The 2,613-nt window shown below is 68.1% G+C and carries 2 protein-coding genes; both read left to right on the forward strand.

From position 1 onward, the window contains the following. Positions 1–312 precede the first annotated feature (312 nt). Positions 313–1,080 carry a DsbA family protein gene (locus ACIRA7_RS16640; protein ID WP_396221949.1) on the forward strand — a complete coding sequence of 256 codons (768 nt, stop codon included), beginning with the start codon at positions 313–315 and terminating at the stop codon, positions 1,078–1,080. Positions 1,081–1,112: 32 nt separating this feature from the next. After that, a complete protein-coding gene (locus ACIRA7_RS16645; protein WP_396221950.1) occupies positions 1,113–2,390 on the forward strand; it encodes a 3-deoxy-D-manno-octulosonic acid transferase in 1,278 nt (425 codons plus the stop codon). The last annotated feature ends 223 nt before the right edge of the window (positions 2,391–2,613 follow it).

Raw genomic sequence — 2,613 nt, forward strand, 5'->3', positions numbered from 1 at the left:
AGTCGTTGACGTAACCGACTGGAGCCGGCAGCGGCTGGCCGGGTGCGGCCACCTGCCCCCCGGCCGCCGACGACACCGTCGCGACCGCGAGCAGGACCGCCAGCGGGATGGCCAGCATGCCTCGCATTACGCCGGAGCGTGGACGGTCGGATTGAGTCACGGAGGTTCGCACGGGGTGGAACATACAGTCTCTACGGACGCGGCAGGGATTCCGTGTCATCGGCCGCGAGCTTTATGCGGACCGCGCCGCGCTGGCCCGCGGCGTTAGATTGCTCAGGCGTCGTTCGACGAACTCTTTCGATCCAGCATTCCATGTCCCGACCCGTCTCCTCCGCCCGCACGTCGGCGCTGCTCCTGCTCCTCGGCGCCCTCGTGGCGTGCGGTCCAGCAGACTCCACCGCCAAGTCCGCACGTGCGGAGACCCCGAACGGTGCGGCCGCCGCCACCGTGACGCCCTCGTCGCCGCTGCTGCAAACGACCGCGACGGTTCCGGGACTGTCCCGTGATACCCTCCCCGATTCGACTTCGATCCAAATGGCCGACCGGGGACGGCTGATGGGGCGCGAAGACGCGATGTGGGTCGTGATGATCAGCGACTTCCAGTGCCCCTACTGCAAGATGTGGCACGACTCGTCGATGGCGAATCTCAAGCGCGACTACATCGACGCCGGGAAGGTCCGTCTGGCCTACCTGCATCTGCCGCTCTCGATCCATCGGCACGCCCGGGCGCAGGCGGAGGCGTCGATGTGCGCCGCCGTGCAACAGAAGTTCTGGGAATACGCCGACGTGCTCTTCCGTGAGCAGCGGGCGTTCCAGCCGATCGACAATCCGTCGTCCAAGCTCGACGGCATCGCCCGCGAGTTGTCGCTCGACCTGCCGACGTTCACCCGCTGCCGGAAGTCGGACGCGATCCGTATGCTGGTCGAGAACGACGAGCGGCAGGCCTCGCAAGCGCGCGTGCAGTCCACGCCATCGTTTCTGATCGGCGAATTCCTCGTTCAGGGCGCGCTGCCGTACAAAGATTTCCGCAAGGCCATCGATACGGCGCTGGCGGTGGCGAAGTCGAGGAGGACGCGCTGAATCCGCTGGTCCGCTCCGTGTACGGAGCGGGAGTGCTCGCCGCGCGGGTCGCGGCCAGATTGGCGCCGGCCAGTGAGTCGAAGCTCGCGCGCTCGCTCGCCGCGCGTCGTGGGTTACTGGAGCGGGTGGCTGCCGCCAGCCGGGCCGTTCGTTCGCCAGCCCAACCGCTGGTGTGGCTGCACGCCCCATCGGTGGGCGAGGGGCTGCAGGCGCGCCCGGTCGCGCATCGGTTGCGCGCGTTGCATCCCGAGGTGCAGCTGGCCTACACGTTTTTCTCGCCGAGCGCGGAGCGGTTCGCGCAGTCGATTGGCGCCGACATCACGGACTACCTGCCCTTCGACGGGCGTCACGAAGCCAACGCGATGCTCGACGCGTTACAGCCGTCGCTGCTGGTGTTCGTGAAGCTCGACGTGTGGCCGACGTTGGTGGAGCGCGCGGTGGCGCGCGGCATCCCCGTAGCGCTCCTGAGTGCCACCCTGGCGCCCCGATCGGGCCGATCAGGGACGTTGGCCCGCCTGCTGCTCCGCGACGCGTATAGCGCCCTGCAGGGCGTCGGCGCCATTGATCAGACCAATGCCGACCGTCTGCTCGCCCTCGGCGTGCGCCCCGACGTGCTCGAAGTCACCGGCGATACGCGCTTCGATCAGGTGTGGGCTCGCGCGCAGGGGGTCGACCGGCAGCAACCGCTCTTGCAGGCGCTCGCCAGCTCGCGCCCAACGCTCGTGGCGGGTTCCACGTGGCCAGCCGACGAGTCGGTGCTGCTGCCGGCGTACGCGCGCGTGCTGCAAGCGTCTGGCCGTGAGGCACGACCACGGCTGATCATCGCCCCGCATGAACCGACGGCGACGCATCTGGCACCGATTCTTGATTGGGCACGCTCGTCGGGGCTGTCAGTGGCTACGTTGGCCGAGGCGGAGTCCGACGCGGTTGCCGCGCACAGCGACGTGATCGTGGTCGATCGCGTCGGCGTCCTCGGCGACCTCTATGCGCTCGCCAAAGCGGCCTTCGTGGGCGGCGGCTTTCATGCGGCGGGACTGCATTCAGTCATCGAACCCGCCGCCTTCGGTGCGCCGGTGCTGTTCGGCCCGGGCCACGACATGAGCCGCGAGGCGGGACTGCTGCTGGCGGCTGGCGGGGCGCGCGTGATTCGCGATGCGGGTGAAACCGCTACGGCGCTGGAATCGTGGCTGTTCGAGTCGGCGGCGCGCGTCGTGGCCGGCGCTGCGGCGGTGGCTGTGGTGCAGCGTGAACTTGGGGCCACGGAGCGATCCGTACGGCTGGTGGAGCGGCTGTTGCGGGAGCCGCTCTAGCGAATGGCCTCGCTGGTTCACGCGAAGCGCGCGACGTTCGCGAAGATACGCGAAGAACAGCAAAGACAAAAACGTTCAAGGGGTCAGAGTCGTTGAACGGCGTTCAACGACTCTGACCCCTTGAACCCCTGACCCCTTGAACCCCTTGAACGCTGACCCCTTGAACGGTTCTTCGCGCGCCTTCGCGCCCTTCGCGAACTTCGCGTGAACCAGCGGACTATCG

Origin of the sequence: Gemmatimonas sp. (assembly GCF_044376735.1) — a bacterium.
In the GTDB taxonomy this organism is placed as follows: domain Bacteria; phylum Gemmatimonadota; class Gemmatimonadetes; order Gemmatimonadales; family Gemmatimonadaceae; genus Gemmatimonas.

Coding starts and splice junctions, on each gene's coding strand:
- ACIRA7_RS16640 (WP_396221949.1), top strand. CDS start 313: ATGTCCCGACCCGTCTCCTCCGCCCGCACGTCGGCGCTGCTCCTGCTC.